Source organism: Endozoicomonas sp. Z74 (assembly GCF_057680865.1).
Map to the genome: position 1 here is coordinate 1 of NZ_JBLYZI010000121.1, position 14722 is coordinate 14722.

Genomic DNA, 14722 nt, shown 5'->3' on the forward strand with positions numbered 1-14722 from the left:
ACCTGAGCTTTGAATTCAGGTGCATGACGCTTCCTTTTTCTGACTGTCATTTTCCCCTCCTTGAAAGGGCATCATACAGTCGAAAAACTTAACTTAGCCAGTGGTCCAGTTTTTGGGGTCCACTATAATGTGCAGGTCAAACCACTGCTTCAGGGCGTTAAAATCCCTCTGCTCCGGCCACCGGGACTCATCTTCGGTCCAGATGGCAAGTTCATTTTCCAGCATGGCTCTGGCCTGATCACTGATGGCCTGCATCAGGCTTTCTTCAGACTCATGTTCATCCAGAAGGTAGGCACCGCCCTCAAAGTCCCAGACCTCCGGCCTCTCAACACCCAGCCCTTTGACCCATTCCACCAGCTCAGGTTTCGGCTTGAGTGTCACAACACAGCGATTGATAAATTTCATAATTTTTCCTGTCAAATATACAGCCCGGCGCAATAACCGGAAGCCCAGGCCCACTGAAAATTAAAACCGCCCAGATGGCCGGTAACATCCAGAACCTCGCCAATAAAATAAAGCCCAGGCTGTTTCTTGCTTTCAAAGGTTTTAGAAGAAATGCCATCGGTGGCCACGCCCCCAAGGGTTACCTCTGCTTTGCGATAGCCCTCGGTTCCTGAGGGCATCAGTGGCCAGCATTCCAGTTCATAAGCCAGCTTTTCCAGCTCCACGGGGGTGAATTGGTTCAGTGGTTTGTGCCCACCGTCAGTCAACAGCCTCAACTTGCCATATTCACACAGGGCCTGGGCCAGTCGACGGGTCAGCCTTTCCGACAATAAAGTACGGAACTCCGCCCTTGGCCTGGTTTCTCTTGCCTGGGTCAGCCATTCTCCGGCGTTGATGCCGGGAAGCCAGTTGATCAACACGGTGTCCCCGTGACGCCAATAGGAAGAAATCTGTAATATCGCCGGTCCACTGACTCCCCGGTGGGTAAACAGCAGGTTTTCCCGAAAGCTTTGCTCATTACAACTGACAATCACTTCCGCACTGACACCGGCAAGCCCGGCAAACTGCTGCAACCATTGCTTTGTCATGGTGAAGGGGACAAGGGCGGGTGCCCGCTCAACCAGCGTATGACCAAACCGCTCTGCCAGTTCATAGCCCAGCCCGGTTGCTCCCATGGTAGGAAAGGACAACCCTCCCGTCGCCACAACCACAGAAGAACAGCTCACTTTCCCAAGAGAGGTCTCCAGCTGAAAGCAGTTCTTTCCCTCCTGGTCGGACCTGGTTAGCTGCTTCACCTCTGTTTTCAGACGCACGGTCACACCGGCTTTGCGGCACTCCGTCACCAGCATATCGACAATATCCCGGGACTGGTCGTTGCAGAAAAGCTGCCCCAGGGTTTTCTCATGCCAGGGAATACCGTGCTTATCCACCAGCGCCTGGAAATCCCACTGGGTATAGCGCGCCAGGGCCGATTTGCAGAAGTGGGGGTTGCTGGACAGGTAATTGCCCGGCTCGGTGAACATATTGGTATAGTTGCAGCGCCCACCGCCGGAAATCAGAATTTTCTTACCGATCTTGTTGGCATGATCAATCACCAGAACCTTTCTGCCACGGTCGCCCGCTGTCAATGCGCACATCAGGCCCGATGCACCGGCACCAATAACAACGGCATCGTAATTCAGGGAAGGTTCCAGAGGCTGGGTAAGGGGCATAAAAAGGTCAGTCCAGTGGGTGAAATACAGGCTGTCGCGAACTATAGCGAACCTCAGGCCCGGGTTCTACTGGAAGGAAAGTTAACTCGACTGTGGTTGTCGGGCTGAATCACCAATAATATGCCAATCCGAAGCAAAGGCCTCACTGAGACGCTCGATGGGCAGCTCCAGTTCATAGGATTTGCCCCATGTGTACAGCTTTAAGCTGACTTCCCTGCCACCCGGTGCCAGCTGCACTTTATCAATGGTCACTGCATGACCCATTTCAGCAGGCTCGCTGCTCTGCAACAGGCCCATGAAGTCCCCGGTGGGGATCGCTTTTCTTGACTGCTTCGCCTGATACTGTTCACTCAGCTTGCTTAATGCCTGTGCACATTTGGGCGTAGCAGCTGCCCTTACACTGGCTCCCGCCTGAGTGGCACGGACTAACTTTCTGAGCAGCTCAATTTGCATTTGGAAGGTATGTTGTGGGCCCTTACTGGCTCTCGTCTGCCCTGTCCGCTTTTCTTCCAATGATGTCTGTACTATCAGCGGTGCCTGTTGCTGCCCCTGAGGAGAAGGAATGGACTGATAAGGAATATTAAACTTATCGAGAAAAAGCTGGTCCTCCTCAAAATGCGTTCCAGACTGGTTCTGATTTATTTTATCCCGCATGAACGATGCCACCACCAACTGATCCGCCATTGGGCCATTTTTATCTTCAAGAACAAAGCTCTCTGGAAACGCCTGATGCCGCGCCGCAGTATCATCACCATAAAAATCCAGAGCCAGACCGAGAGTGTGTAAAACCATACGCTCCGGTTCAGCGGCCCAGCACGCCTGGGCCACCGAATACACACCACAGTAGGGAAGGCCGGTTTGCTGAACAAGATTCCGCTCCCTGAGCCGGCCAGCGCACTGCAAGGCAATGGTCAAAAGTTCAGTGGCCCGTTCATCCTGATCACCTATTCCCCCAACGAAGTCTTTCAAATGCTGGATCGCTTTAAGGCGCCGGTCTTTTTTTTCCGGAACCTTTGAGGCCTTCACTTTGACTTCATCCTGGATGGCTTGTTCATAGACTGTCAGAAACTCGCTGACCCTGCCTCGATCAAGAGCAACCGCATTCTCCACAAAAAGGGCTTTAGAGTAGTTGTTGAATAATTGATCCAGTTTATCCCTGGCTGTCAGTTTTTTGTTCTTCAGTCTGGGAATCGTTTCCCGGAGCGCGTCTTTTACCTTACGGACTTTTCCATCTCTCTTTATTAATACACTGCCTTCTCCAGCCAAAAGGCAGCCATCGTTTATTTTGCAGAAGTCTCCAAACCGGGTATGAACGATCTCCCCTTCTTTATATTCAATCGCGCTTTTCTGGTCATAGGAAACATAGGTTTTTCCCGTTTTTTTCGATGCGAAAAGTGTTAAATCCTCACCCTCCAGATTGCTTATAGAGAACAGGGCGCTGCTGTTCATCTGGTCTATGGGAATGCTGCCAGCCGGAGTCCCTGGTGCAGGCTCTGATGGCGTTTCCAGAAGGATTTCCCCGTTCTTTTCATAAAAGCGCCCTCCCGGGCCAGTTAGGCAGGGCTGGCCATCTTCCGACAGATAAACCTGCCCATAACGGGTGGAGGTTATATGACCGGGAACCAGCGGCACGGCCCAGTTATCATCGTAGCCAACGTAGTTTCGGTTTGAACCCTCTTCCTGAAAAAAGCGAAAATGCTCATACCCTTTATAGGATGTACTCTTCAGAGAGCCAGACTTGGCAAAGTCTTCAACCCGGCGGGCGCCTGAAGGCCTCGCCATCGGTTTCTTCTGCCTGAGAGGGGTCTGGTCGGAGGGGCTTTGCACCGCTTTTCTCTTCACGGCTAGCTTGTCGGCTTCCCTCTTCTGCCGCGTTTCAACAGCAGGTTTGGTTCGTTGCGCAGCCGTCTGTTGTGTTCTTCCATCACCCCGGGGAGAGCCTTTCTTACCAGCATCTGGCTTCCACTTTTTCGGCTCTACACCCGGCACTCTTGAAGCCTGACTGCCCGCTTTGCTTTTTTGCTCAGCGGTTGCTTCCGGTGCTTTAGCTTTTTGTCTTTCAACAGTATGCTCCTGCCGGGGACGAAGCGGCTTTGTCGTAGCTGGTCGGGAAGGTTCACTATGAGCGATTGGACGAGCTTGCTCCTTAACCTCTTCACGGCCCTGAGAGTAAGGTTTTTTTCCAGAGGACGGTTGATCCGGTGAGTTTACCGCCTTGGGCAGAGGCTTTTCAGGGGCTTTCCGGGCCTCATTCTCCTGCTTCCGGACAGGCGCTCTTTCCTGCTTCTGGGAACGGGTAATGGTCTCTTTCTGAATCGGTGCCTGATCGGCTCTGTCTACCTCGGGGGAGGGAAGCTTTCTGGCCTGTTTTCTCGGCTTTTCTTTCCCTATGGGCATCGGATGGGTTTTAGCACTCTCAGCATCCGGCAGTTCAACAGTAAACAGCTGCCCTTCCTCTCGAACCAGCTGTTCGCCCTTTCCAGACACTACATAGTCAGATTCTCTGCAGCAAATATCCCCGTGCCGGGTGGAAGTGATGTTGTCCGGCTTGAGAGGAACCACGCGGTGCAAATCAAATGCCACATACTGTTTTCCGGTATTCCTGGACACAAACACCCTTATATCCGGGCGGTCATCAAACAGCACTTGCTGATAACGGCTTCTGTCTTCAAAGGGTTCTATTGGGACCGCACCGGATGGATAGTGCTGTTTGTCCTGGCGCCCCTCCAGTTGCAGTACTTTCTCATTCAATCTGGCCAGCTGATGCTGAAGGTATTTTCTTTCAATGGCCAGGGGCTGGTCACAGCGCCAGTCATCCCTGACAATCTCGACTGTTTTACCCGCAGAGTTATCAACAACACTCAACCGTTGCTTCGCGCTGGAGCAATAAAGCTGGCTGCCCTGTTTAAGCACATCACCATAGGTTGTACGAAGCACCATCCCCGGCTTTAGCTCCATGGCGTACTGGGTGTCGTAGGGAATAAATTCAGCACCGGTCTTTTTTGAGGTATATATCGTCAGACTGCCTTCCTGACGCTTCAGGTATTTTGATGCATCCTCCAGGTTGGCAAGCTTTCGGGCACCGGCGGGATGGCCGTCCTGTTCCTGCCGGAGCCGACGCATGGCATAGTCCAGATTTTGAAGCTCCCCCTTCAGAGTCATCGCTCTTTGCCTGACGTTGCCAGCTCCCGCTCTCTCTGTCATGTTCTCCAGACGATGGATCAATCCCCTGGCTTTTCTTCGTCGTGTGGAGTCATTATCTTTTTTGACAGAGTAGTCCCTGAGCCTGCGCCGCTTTTTTGCCTTCCCTTTTGGCTTGGGCAGCTGTGAGCCGGATTGAACAGACCTGACGGGTTTATCAGACGACTTTCCTGCAGGATGGGTATTATCGACGACGGAAGGCTGGCTCGGAAAACCCGGTGTGATTGTCCCCCCGGCCTGATTGACATTTCCGCCCATATCCCTGAGTGCCTGCTGGTTAATCCCCCCTGGAAAAGATGAAACAGGGAGGGAGTGCTGAGTGGCTGAATAGCGATAAATAATTAAATTGTTATTCGCTTTTCTGTTCCTAATGAATTAAGGGTAGATGAAAAAAAACCCTGCAGAAAAGCAGGGTTTTGAGGGTGCATAAAGTGCCGTTTTTCTAACCTGGGTTTATTTGCCCAGCTTCTTGCGAATGGCCTGCAGGGTTCTGAGCTGGGCGGCAGCTTCCGCCAGCTGGGTAGCTGCCCTGGAGTAATCGAACTCGCCACTCTGGTTTTCCAGAGCCTGTTCCGCCTGACGCTTGGCTTCAGCCGCGGCAGCTTCGTTCATATCATCCGCACGCAAAGCGGTATCTGCCAGAATTTTTACCTGGCTGGGCTGTACCTCCAGAAAACCACCGGAGACATAGAACACCTCTTCACCGCCGGCCTGAGTGACCAGCCGGATCGGACCGGGCTTCAGCTCAGTCAGCAAAGGCGCATGGCCCAGGGTAATACCCAGATCACCCTGGGTACCGGTGGCAATGATCATTTCCACCAGCCCGGAAAAAATCTCTTCTTCGGCACTGACAATGTCGCAATGTACGCTGACTGCCATTTGAGTGACCTCCTTTTGGGAAGGCCTTTATCACTTTATCTGCTGTGACAAAGGCCGCCCGGCTTACATGGACTTAGCTTTCTCAACCGCTTCCTCTATGGAACCGACCATGTAGAAGGCCTGCTCAGGCAGAGAGTCGTACTCACCTTCCAGAATGCCCTTGAAGGCCCGGATCGTATCCTTCAGAGACACATACTTGCCGGGAGAACCGGTGAACACTTCTGCCACGAAGAAGGGCTGGGACAGGAAGCGCTCAATCTTACGGGCACGGGATACCGTTTGCTTGTCCACTTCAGACAGTTCATCCATACCCAGAATGGCAATGATGTCCTTCAGCTCTTTATAGCGCTGCAGAACGGTCTGCACGCCACGAGCCACTTCGTAATGCTCCTGGCCAATGACCAGAGGATCCAGCTGACGGGAGGTGGAGTCCAGGGGGTCAATCGCCGGGTAGATACCCTTGGAAGCGATATCACGACTCAGTACTACAGTGGCGTCCAGGTGAGAGAAGGTGGTTGCAGGGGATGGATCCGTCAAGTCATCCGCGGGTACATAAACCGCCTGGATGGACGTGATGGAACCCGTCTTGGTGGAGGTGATCCGCTCCTGCAGTACACCCATCTCTTCCGCCAGTGTCGGCTGGTAACCTACCGCAGAAGGCATACGACCCAGCAGAGCCGATACCTCAGTACCCGCCAGGGTGTAACGGTAGATATTGTCGATGAACAGCAGTACGTCACGGCCTTCATCCCGGAATTTCTCGGCCATGGTCAAACCGGTCAGGGCTACCCGCAGACGGTTTCCAGGCGGCTCATTCATCTGACCGTAAACCAGCGACACTTTATCGATAACGTTGGAGTCGGTCATCTCATGGTAGAAGTCATTCCCTTCACGGGTCCGCTCACCCACTCCGGCAAACACCGAGTAACCGGAGTGCTCGATGGCGATGTTCCGAATCAGCTCCATCATGTTGACGGTCTTGCCCACACCGGCACCACCGAACAGGCCTACCTTACCCCCTTTGGCAAACGGGCAGACCAGGTCAATCACCTTGATGCCGGTTTCCAGCAGTTCGTTGGTGGCGGCCTGATCCGCATAGCTGGGTGCCTTGCGGTGAATGGCAGAACGCTCTTCTTCTCCAATGGGGCCCTTCTCATCAATAGGATTACCCAGTACGTCCATAATCCGGCCAAGCGTTTTGGTGCCAACCGGTACCTGAATCGGTGCACCGGAGTTGGCAACACCCAGCCCACGGGAAACACCCTCGGTGGAACCCATGGCAATGGAGCGAACCACGCCATCACCGAGCTGCTGCTGAACTTCCAGCACCAGCTCCTTTCCGTCAACGCTCAGGGCGTCATACACTTTGGGTACATTGTCCCTTGGGAATTCGACGTCGATGACGGCGCCGATAATTTGTACGATACGACCGCTACTCATAGTCTTTCCTCACCCTTTAATCTTTTATACAGCCGCTGCGCCACTGACAATTTCTGACAGTTCCTGTGTGATCGCAGCCTGACGGGCCTTGTTGTAGACCAGCTGCAGGTCGTCGATCAGATTACCGGCATTATCGGTTGCACTCTTCATGGCAACCATCCGGGCCGCCTGCTCACAGGCATTGTTCTCAACCACCGCCTGAAACACCTGGGACTCGATATAACGAATCAACAGACCATCAAGCAACTCCTTGGCATCTGGCTCATAGAGATAATCCCAGGGTCTGTTCAGGGATTCATCGTCATCAGGTACCAGAGGCAACAGCTGCTGGACTTCAGGCTTCTGGGTCATGGTATTCACGAAGTTATTGTGAACCACGAACAACCGGTCAATACGGCCTTCTTCATAGCTGTCCAGCATCACCTTCACACCACCGATCAGGTCGGCAATGTTCGGAGAGTCACCGATATGGGTGAGTGCTGCCACCACATTACCGCCATAGCTGCGGAAAAAGGAAACCGCCTTGCTGCCAATCAGGCAGAGGTCGATTTCCACCTCCTGGTTCCGCCACCCGGTCATGCTCTCAACGGTTTTCTTGAACAGGTTGATATTCAGGCCACCACACAGACCCCGGTCAGTGGATACAATGATATAGCCGACCCGCTTCACTTCACGCTCTGTCATGAAGTGGTGCTTGTACTCTGTATTGGCATGAGCCACATGCCCCACCACCTGGCGGATACGCTCGGCATAAGGGCGGCTGGTTTCCATCCGCTCCTGGGCTTTACGCATCTTGCTCGCCGCCACCATCTCCATGGCGCTGGTGATTTTCTGCGTACTTTTAATGGACGATATCTGCGTCCGTATCTCTTTTGCGCCTGCCATTTTCTGTCATTCACCTCCAGCATTTGGCCGACCGGTTGCCGGTTTGCTCCGGTTGACAACCTGAAGCACTCAACCGGCAATGCGTCTTACCAGGTCTGGGTGGCCTTGAACTTTTCAATGGCTTCCTTGAGACCCGCCTCAATCTCGCCGTTGTAGTCACCGGCTTCATTGATACGTGCCATCAGCTCACTGAACTCGGAGTTGGCAAAGCTCACCAGGGCGGCTTCAAAATCCCCAACCTTGTTCAGGGCAACGTCTTCCAGATACCCTTTTTCAGCAGCAAAAATCACCAGCCCCATCTCAGCAACTGACATTGGCGCGTACTGCTTCTGCTTCATCAGCTCAGTGACACGCTGCCCGTGTTCCAGCTGTTTGCGGGTGGCTTCATCCAGATCAGAAGCGAACTGGGCGAAGGCCTGGAGTTCCCGGTACTGGGCCAGGGCCAGACGGATACCACCGCCGAGTTTCTTGATGATCTTGGTCTGGGCTGCCCCACCTACCCGGGATACCGACACACCCGCGTTCATGGCAGGACGGATACCGGCATTGAACAGGTCGGTTTCCAGGAAGATCTGACCGTCCGTGATAGAAATCACGTTGGTGGGTACGAAGGCGGATACGTCACCGGCCTGGGTTTCGATGATCGGCAATGCCGTCAGGGAGCCTGTTTTGCCTTTCACTTCACCGTCAGTGAGTTTTTCCACATGATCAGCGTTAACCCGGGCAGCACGCTCAAGCAGACGGGAGTGGAGGTAGAAAACATCACCGGGGTAAGCTTCACGACCAGGCGGACGACGCAGCAACAGGGAGATCTGACGATATGCCCAGGCCTGCTTGGTCAGGTCATCATAAACGATCAGGGCATCTTCACCGCGGTCACGGAAATATTCACCCATGGAACAACCGCCAAACGGAGCCAGGAACTGCATGGCAGCGGGATCCGCGGCACCGGCAGCCACAACAATGGTGTGCTCCATGGCGCCATGCTCTTCCAGCTTGCGCACCACGTTGGCGATGGTGGACTGCTTCTGCCCTACCGCCACATAGACACACTTAACGCCTGTGCCTTTCTGGTTAATGATGGCGTCAATGGCCAGAGCGGTTTTACCGGTCTGACGGTCACCGATGATCAGCTCACGCTGGCCACGACCAATGGGAACCATGGAATCCACGGCCTTATACCCAGTCTGTACCGGCTCATCAACGGACTGACGGGCAATAACACCCGGCGCTACTTTTTCGATGGGAGAGGTCTGACTGCTCTCAATGGGCCCCTTGCCATCAATGGGGTTACCCAGGGCATCAACGACACGGCCCAGCAGGCCTGTGCCGACGGGAACTTCAAGAATACGGCCGGTGCAATGAACGGTCTGGCCTTCCGCCAGGTCACCGTAATCACCGAGCACTACGGCACCCACGGAGTCACGCTCCAGGTTAAGGGCCATACCGTATACATTACCGGGGAATTTGATCATCTCCCCATACATGACATCCGCCAGGCCATGAATACGGACAATACCGTCCGTGACACTGACGATCGTGCCCTCATTCTGGGCTTCACTGGACACATCAAGCTGGTCGATTCGACTCTTGATGATGTCACTGATCTCGGAAGGATTCAGTTGCTGCATTGCTTACCTGCCCCACTTTACCGCAAAAATACAGTTTCAAGTTGTTGATATAGCGGTTGGCTTTTCACCCGCTGCGGGCGCCTGAACCAGAAGCCGGATAACAACTGTATCTTTGTGGCTTATGGCTTTTAATAGCTCAAAGGCTTTTAATCGCTCAATGGCTGTTCATTACTCAGGAAATCATCGCGTCGGCCAGCTTTGCCAGCCGGGCACGAAGGCTGCCATCAATCACCAGATCGCCTGCCTTGACGATTACGCCGCCTAAAATACTGCTGTCCACTTCAGTCACCAGCCGAACCGATCGCCCAAGACGCGCTGCCATTTTCTCTGCCAGCTGGCTCTGTTGCTCCTGGCTTAACGGAAAGGCCGACGTCACATTCACTTCCTGGGAACGCTCCTCTTCTGCCTTCAACTCCCGATACAGGGAAGCAATTTCAGGCAGCAGAGTGATCCGCCGGTGCTCGGACAAAACCTGGATAAAGTTCTCAAACTCCCGGTCCAGATTGTCCTGACAAAGACCGATGAAGGCATCAGCCTGCTGGCGACCACTGAGCTGTGGATTGCTCAGCATATCCGCCACTTTTTCATGATGGACGACACTGGCTCCCAGCAACAGCATCTGCTCCCACTCACCCAGGGAGGATGCACTGCGCGCATGTTCAAACGCAGCTTTGGCATAGGGACGGGCACATGTGGTCAGTTCCATGATGTTCTCCTGCTCATGGCTGTCCCCTATAACTCTGCAGCCAGATCATCGACCAGCTTGCTGTTGGCCGCTTCGTCCAATCGCTCACCCAGGATTCGCTCAGCACCGGCAATTGCCAGAGTGGCCACCTGGGCACGCAGGGCTTCACGGGCACGGTTGGTTTCCTGCTCTATTTCCGCTGCAGCAGCCGCTTTCAGTCGGTCACCTTCCGCACGAGCCTGCTCTTTGGCCTCATCGATAATCTGATTCGAACGGCGGTTTGCCTGATCAATAATTTCCTGGGCCTGGGCTTTGGCTTCCCTCAGCCGCTCGCCAGCTTTCTCCTGGGCCAGCTCCAGGTCCTGCTCAGCCCGGCTTGCCGCTGCCAGACCATCGGCTATTTTTTTCTGACGATCACTCAGCGCCTGCGCCAGCGGTGGCCATACATATTTCATGCAGAACCAGACGAAAACAGCGAAAGCTATAGTCTGACCGATCAGGGTTGCATTTAGATTCACGCCAACACCTCTCGCGTCGGTTAATGTCGTTCACTCCGGATTCAGAGTCTGGCTTTGCTCACTCTTTTCAAACGACTGCGGACAGGTTCATGAAGAAGCGGTCCGCAGCCCTCAACAAAGCACTCGGTCGGGCATTAACGTCCGCTGTCAGTTCACCAGAGCCACAAACGGGTTAGCAAAGGTGAAGAACAGGGCAATACCAACAGCGATCATTGGAATCGCGTCAAGCAGACCCGCAACAATGAACATCTTGGTTTGCAGCATCGGAGCTGTTTCAGGCTGACGGGCACATCCTTCCAGGAACTTCCCACCCAGCAGGGCAAAGCCAATTCCCGTTGACAGTGCCGCGATGCCCAGCATGATGGCAACACTAATTACAGTCAGTCCAACTACCAGTTCCATATTTCCTCCCGACTTTACGGTCGTGTGTTGTGAGATGGATGATTCGTTAACGTTAATTTATACAGAGGCACTCTGATTGAAAAACAATGGCGGTGCCTTTCTTTTATTCACTCAGTGATCTTCATGAACACTGCTTAGATAAACGACAGTCAGTGTCATGAAGATGTAAGCCTGGAGCGTGATTACCAGGATATGCAGCACCGCCCAGCCAAAGTGCAGAGGCATCTGGGCATAACCTACCAGCGCAATCAGAATAAAGATCAATTCACCGGCATACATGTTGCCGAACAGTCGCAGTCCCAGGGAGATGGGTTTGGCGATCAGGGATACGGTTTCCAGCAACAGGTTTACCGGGATCAATATCACCTTGAATACCGGATTATTGCTGGAGAAGGGATGCAGGGCCAGGTCAGAGAACAGACCGCCAACGCCCTTGACCTTGATCCAGAAGAACAGCATCAACCCAAAGACACTGATGGACATGGCCATGGTGATATTAGGATCGGTTGAAGGAACGATCTTCATGTAGGGAACTCCCAGCAAATAGGCCAGGCCCGGAATCCAGTCCACGGGGATCAGATCCATCAGGTTCATGAAGAATATCCAGACAAAAATGGTCAGGGCCAATGGCGCAATCATGGGGTTTTTGCCATGGAAAGACTCTTTGACACTGGTATCCACAAACTCAACGATGCACTCAATGGCGTTTTGCAACTTTCCGGGAACACCGGAGGTTGCCTTTTTTGCCACAGAGCGAAACAGCAGCACGAACACCAGCCCCAACAGGACGGACCAGAGCATGCTGTCCACGTGAATCGCCCAGAACCCCATCGCCTTGGCTTCTGCTGCCGTTTGGGCAATGGTCCATGTAGGTTCAGTCAGTACCCCCAGCGGCTGACCATAAGCATCGACACGCTCATAACCCGCAGGCAGTTGACCATACGTCAAATTCTGCAAGTGGTGCTGTATGTATTCAGAAGCAGTATTTGCCATGGCTAATCCTGTAAACCATCCATTACATTTTCTTTCCTGAGAGCAGTCTGTACCCACTTTCAACTGCGATTAGCAAGAGTACAGCCTGCTTTCCATTACTGCTGGCAGCTGCGCCGCCGACGGACAACCAGCAGGGGTGTAAACCAGTTCACCATCTGAACAAGAATAAAGGCGCCGAACAGGGCCACCGGCTCCAGTAGTTTTACCAGAGTAAACGTCAACATGAACATAACTGCGGTTAATACCAGCTTGCCTGCTTCTCCCTGGTAAAAGGACCGGGTAATCAATTTGGCCGCCCCGGCACCACTGAAGCGAAAAGCCCGCCAGATAAAATAAGCATTGGGCACCAGGCAGCAAAGCCCTCCCAACCAGGCAGAAAGCGCAACAGTGGACCCCAGAGGAAACAGTGCGGCAGATAACACCGCAGTAACGATAAGCTGGGCAACAACAACACGGTGAACCGGTGGCCGCTGCAACCAGGGGCGCTCCTGCTCATCCAGCCTCTGACTACGGCTCGTCATCGCTCTATATTTCCAGGCTTTAACTTCAGACATTTTTTCCGTTAACTGCAGTTCAGCATTGCCTCTGTTAACTTGCTCAACTTTCGATCTGGTCACTCTTATTACCGGACACACCGTATGTGTACATTTTTTCCCCAGAACAGAAAAGCTGTCCTATGCGGGTATCAGCTATTTTGTGCGAATAGCATGCAAAGCCTTGTTAAAAGATGCTAAACACTGTTATTTCTTTAGTGATTTCTGACACCCCGGCGGCCGCAGTATATGGGTAATATTACCTATATTCAACCTAAACACTATCGGGATTTTGATATTTCACAAAGTAATAACAAAACCCGTCGTAGCGACATCCCCTGTAACCCATGCAGGCCAGGCATCTGGCATAAAAACAGGGAATTCTGCTCGTTTTTTCATCATTCCACACTCATCTTAACGACAGTGGACAGCGTCAGATGACTCAGAGGGTACAGTTCCTGCCGGATCCAGTCAGCATGGTGAACTTTTCTTCACCCGAGACCACGCATTCCGACCTGAGCAATCAGCTGTAAGGGCATTATTTCACCGAAAATCACAGCGAATGACAAAAAAGCAGCGGCGTACTATATAGCATTCCAGCCAAGAATAAAGTGGCAAAGGCTGTCAAAAACAGGGCTGTGGTACTTTTTTTTGTGGGTCAAAAGATAGAAGTGCCGTTTCAGGTTCAAACCGGCTACATCAATTGTGGCAAGGTGGCCGCTCTCGAGCATTGAACGGGCGGCAATTCTGGAGATACAGGCAACGCCCAGACCGTCGCAGACCGCCTGCTTGACCGCCTCTGCTCGATTGAGAGTCATACCCACTCGGGGAGTTCCCAGCTGGCTGGCAATCACCTCATCGAACAGCTCACGGGTGCCAGAACCCGGCTCTCTTAACACCCATGGCTCATCGGCCAGCATTGAAAGATCAACATTCTCACGGGAAGCCAAGGAGTGATCTGGGGGGCAGATCACGACCAGCTCATCTTCCAGCCAGGTGGTTACTTCAATATCCGGGTGAAGGCAGGTCCCTTCAATAACGGCCAGGTCGATTTTAAACTCAAGCAGGCGCTGCTCAATGGTCCGGGTGTTCTCAATCTCTACTTCGGTGCGAATACCAGGGTGTTCTGCCTGATATTGTGCCAGCACCCTGGGCAGCAGATTGTTGCCAATGGTCGAGCTGGCATTAATCACCAGAGACCCTCCGTCATAAACTCCGTCCAGGGCAAACTGAATTTCTACCTCCCTCGCCCGCTCAATCAGTTCGCAGGCTTTCGGCAACAGGGCCCGGCCCGAATCGTTCATTTTCAGGCCCGCACCCTGGTTACGATCAAACAGAGGTCCCAGATGCTTCTCCAGCTCCGACAACGCCATACTGGCTGCCGGTTGAGAAATGTGCAGGCTCTCTGCAGCACCCGTCACCCGGCCAGATTGAGCCACTGCCCTGAAAATTTCCAACTGCCGAAGCGTAATATGCATTAATATACTGCCCGTTTCTGTTACGTTGACTCTACTCAGGAAGGAAAGGGTTAAACCATTCAGCCATTGTTGAAATGGCAAGCACCCATAGCAAAGAAAAGCACCTAGCTCCTCTTACCCATGCAAAAGGAGCTGCTTTTCACTGCCAAGGTGACGATATTTTCACCTGGTCTATACAAACGTACCTGATATTGCGCTCAAGCAGTGATGAAACCACTATTCCAGCGACAAAGCCAACTTGTTTTTTGCATTTTCAACGTATAAATCCCAATGAACAATATGCAAACCCAGGCAGCCATCAGGGCAAAAACATGATCACCAATTGAACAGCGCCATCAAGAAACAGCCTGTATAATCAGGGTTTTTCCTGTCTTTCGATGTCTGCAAAAGCCCTGTTTTCCAAATTCTCCTCGCTCACTGAT

At 52.9% G+C, this 14722-nt stretch carries 14 protein-coding genes; 1 reads left to right on the top strand and 13 read right to left on the bottom strand.

Translation table 11 applies throughout. The features are described 5' to 3' along the window. Positions 1-93: 93 nt before the first annotated feature. The 13 genes from ACNRUY_RS22990 to ACNRUY_RS23050 all read right to left on the bottom strand — a co-directional run bounded on the left by ACNRUY_RS22990 (position 94) and on the right by ACNRUY_RS23050 (position 14300). Entirely contained in the window at positions 94-405 is a 312-nt protein-coding gene (locus tag ACNRUY_RS22990; protein WP_488114002.1) for a hypothetical protein, read from the bottom strand. 11 nt (positions 406-416) lie between these two features. Further along, positions 417-1655: a BaiN/RdsA family NAD(P)/FAD-dependent oxidoreductase gene (locus ACNRUY_RS22995; protein WP_488114003.1), complete on the bottom strand. Its 1239-nt coding sequence runs from the start codon at positions 1653-1655 to the stop codon at positions 417-419. 81 nt (positions 1656-1736) lie between these two features. Continuing rightward, on the bottom strand, positions 1737-5114 hold the full coding sequence (locus tag ACNRUY_RS23000) for a hypothetical protein (RefSeq protein ID WP_488114004.1): 3378 nt from the start codon (positions 5112-5114) through the stop codon (positions 1737-1739). A gap of 195 nt (positions 5115-5309) precedes the next feature. After that, positions 5310-5735 carry a F0F1 ATP synthase subunit epsilon gene (locus tag ACNRUY_RS23005; protein WP_488114005.1) on the bottom strand — a complete coding sequence of 142 codons (426 nt, stop codon included), beginning with the start codon at positions 5733-5735 and terminating at the stop codon, positions 5310-5312. A 63-nt stretch (positions 5736-5798) separates the two neighbouring features. Next, entirely contained in the window at positions 5799-7175 is a 1377-nt protein-coding gene (gene atpD, locus ACNRUY_RS23010; protein WP_488114006.1) for a F0F1 ATP synthase subunit beta, read from the bottom strand. A 24-nt stretch (positions 7176-7199) separates the two neighbouring features. After that, the gene (gene atpG, locus ACNRUY_RS23015) at positions 7200-8060 is read right to left on the bottom strand and encodes a F0F1 ATP synthase subunit gamma (RefSeq protein ID WP_488114007.1); all 861 of its coding nucleotides are present in this window, start codon (positions 8058-8060) and stop codon (positions 7200-7202) included. Positions 8061-8146: 86 nt separating this feature from the next. Further along, positions 8147-9691: a F0F1 ATP synthase subunit alpha gene (atpA, locus tag ACNRUY_RS23020; protein WP_488114008.1), complete on the bottom strand. Its 1545-nt coding sequence runs from the start codon at positions 9689-9691 to the stop codon at positions 8147-8149. A gap of 172 nt (positions 9692-9863) precedes the next feature. Next, positions 9864-10397 (bottom strand): F0F1 ATP synthase subunit delta, encoded by a 534-nt coding sequence (locus ACNRUY_RS23025; RefSeq protein ID WP_488114009.1) that lies wholly within the window; start codon positions 10395-10397, stop codon positions 9864-9866. 26 nt (positions 10398-10423) lie between these two features. Next, a complete protein-coding gene (locus tag ACNRUY_RS23030) occupies positions 10424-10894 on the bottom strand; it encodes a F0F1 ATP synthase subunit B (RefSeq protein ID WP_488114010.1) in 471 nt (156 codons plus the stop codon). 147 nt (positions 10895-11041) lie between these two features. Next, on the bottom strand, positions 11042-11296 hold the full coding sequence (atpE, locus tag ACNRUY_RS23035; RefSeq protein WP_488114011.1) for a F0F1 ATP synthase subunit C: 255 nt from the start codon (positions 11294-11296) through the stop codon (positions 11042-11044). Positions 11297-11407: 111 nt separating this feature from the next. Further along, on the bottom strand, positions 11408-12289 hold the full coding sequence (gene atpB, locus ACNRUY_RS23040; RefSeq protein WP_488114012.1) for a F0F1 ATP synthase subunit A: 882 nt from the start codon (positions 12287-12289) through the stop codon (positions 11408-11410). Positions 12290-12384: 95 nt separating this feature from the next. After that, positions 12385-12810, bottom strand: a complete 426-nt coding sequence (locus ACNRUY_RS23045) for a F0F1 ATP synthase subunit I (RefSeq protein ID WP_488114013.1) — start codon at positions 12808-12810, stop codon at positions 12385-12387. A gap of 596 nt (positions 12811-13406) precedes the next feature. Beyond that, positions 13407-14300 (bottom strand): LysR substrate-binding domain-containing protein, encoded by an 894-nt coding sequence (locus ACNRUY_RS23050; protein ID WP_488114014.1) that lies wholly within the window; start codon positions 14298-14300, stop codon positions 13407-13409. Between the two features lie 74 nt (positions 14301-14374). Here ACNRUY_RS23050 and ACNRUY_RS23055 point away from each other — a divergent pair, with 74 nt between their 5' ends. Beyond that, a complete protein-coding gene (locus tag ACNRUY_RS23055) occupies positions 14375-14626 on the top strand; it encodes a hypothetical protein (RefSeq protein ID WP_488114015.1) in 252 nt (83 codons plus the stop codon). Positions 14627-14722: the final 96 nt, after the last annotated feature.